Raw genomic sequence first — 1,835 nt, 5'->3', positions numbered from 1 at the left:
GACGAGATCGCCGAGCTGGATGCGCACTTCGGGCGGCACGTCGAGACGGTTCAGCGTATCGGACAGCGTGAGTTCGATGTCGCCCGCGCGCATGCCTTGCTGGTGGTCGGGCGCCGCGAACTGAAACAGGCTCGTATAGCCGAGCATGTCGTTGCGATGCGCGCTGAGCGGCGCGAACAGGCCCGGCTGCACACTGCGGTCATTGCGATCGAGGTGTTCGTTGCGCTCGCCGATCGTGCGGGCGAGCTCGCTCGTCACGAAATGCTGCGCGGTGGGAAACGGCGTATCGGACAGCACGCGCTGCGGCAGCGCGGCCGTGCCTGAATCGACGGCGCCCGGCAGTTGCGACACGGCCGGCAACGCGGCGGCGAGGCCGAATGCGGCGAGGGCGCCGAGCACGGCGGCCGGCACGAGCGTGCGCACGACGCGCTGCGCGCGACCGGGTGCGACGGCATCAGGGGTTGCGACGGACTTGACCAAGGTGTCCACATCCAGGAAAGCGGTTCAAAGGGGTGTGGGCGGGGGCCGCCGGCGGCGCACCGTCAAACGGCGACGGGGCGGGCGGCGGGCGTGCAACAAAACAGGCCCCGCCAGGGGCCTGTGTCGTTTCCGTTCGACCCAACCTGCGGGGCAGTGCCCGCTTCGAACGGCGGCGTGCATACCGGGTCGAACCCGGTTATCACGAAGACGCTAAAGAAAGATGACAGCGTCAGTCTACCGATGTTCCGCGAAACGTTAAAAATTTTAAAGAGGGTCAGCTCGTTCGTTTCGCAGTGCGGTAAGTCGGGTTAAATCAGCATTTGTTACGACGATTCTCGTCAGTCCGGCAATTTTTGCGCGCGTCGGCGCAGAGCGGCGGAGGTGCGCACGGCGTCGAAGCCGGCGTCGAGCATCGCCTCGGCGTCGTTCCACAGGTTGCCGCGCAACCGGTTGGTCCAGATCATCGACGCGAACACGCCTTCGAGCAGCGACACGAGATAGACGGCGGCGAGGTGCACGTCGAGATCGACGGCAAGTTCGCCGGCGGCGATCGCGCGACGCAGCAGCGCCTTCGTGATCCGCAGCATCTGCAGCTCGAGCAGCATGCGGCGCCGCTGCAGCGCGCCGTTCTCCTCGCTTTGCTCGCACTTCGTATAGAGAATCACGAGCACGCGCTGCATCGGGCCAGGCTCGCCGCATTCCTGCAGATAGTGCGACGCGGCACGCCGCAGCGTCGCGAACGGCGGCAGGCCGTCGCCCGCGTCGAACCCTTCCGACGTGCGCGCGAACGCGCGGTCGCACATCGCCAGACACACTTCCATCTTGTTGCGGTAGTGGCCGTAGACGGCGCCCCGCGACATCCCGGCGGCCTCGGCGAGGTCCGCCATCGCGGTTTGCGCGACGCCTCTTTCGAGCAGCACGAGCTCGGCGGCGTCGAGGATCCGGTGCTTGATGGCGAGCGATTCTTCCCGGGTCTTGCGGGCCATGTCGTGAAATTCCTTACAGTTCGCTGTCGTTTTATTGAGACAGTGTGTCAGCCAGATTGAAAGCGCGCGTATTTAATCAGTCGTGACTGATTATAATCGGCCACCCTGAGCCGCCGCATTGTATCGGCGGCGAATGATCCGAGGTCAGAACATGAATAACAAACGCACCCAGTGGCGCCGCATGCGGCTGGCGCCGTTCGCGCTCGCGGCCCTGTTGGCCGTGGCCGGATGCGGAAAGGGCGACAAGGATGCCGCGCCGGAGACCGCGAAGCAGGCCACCGTCGTGACGGTGCGCCCGACGGCCGTGCCGATGACTGTCGAACTGCCGGGCCGGCTCGACGCCTACCGGCAGGCGGAAGTCCGCGCGCG

Annotated in this window: 1 protein-coding gene and 2 pseudogenes; 1 reads left to right on the top strand and 2 read right to left on the bottom strand. The window is 66.0% G+C overall.

Annotated features, from left to right (window positions below):
• Window positions 1-480 (bottom strand): annotated as a pseudogene (locus JMF90_RS35385) (M23 family peptidase); the annotation flags it as partial.
• A gap of 338 nt (window positions 481-818) precedes the next feature.
• Window positions 819-1,466, bottom strand: a complete 648-nt coding sequence (locus tag JMF90_RS35380) for a TetR family transcriptional regulator (protein ID WP_011694295.1) — start codon at window positions 1,464-1,466, stop codon at window positions 819-821.
• A 151-nt stretch (window positions 1,467-1,617) separates the two neighbouring features.
• On the opposite strand from JMF90_RS35380, the pseudogene JMF90_RS35375 reads away from it, so the two are divergent.
• Window positions 1,618-1,835: pseudogene (locus JMF90_RS35375) on the top strand (efflux transporter periplasmic adaptor subunit); the annotation flags it as partial.

Source organism: Burkholderia sp. E168m23, from assembly GCF_016586125.1.
GTDB lineage: Bacteria > Pseudomonadota > Gammaproteobacteria > Burkholderiales > Burkholderiaceae > Burkholderia > Burkholderia orbicola.
The sequence above is the reverse complement of the archived record's forward strand: the minus strand, read 5'-3'. Positions and strand labels throughout refer to the sequence as shown.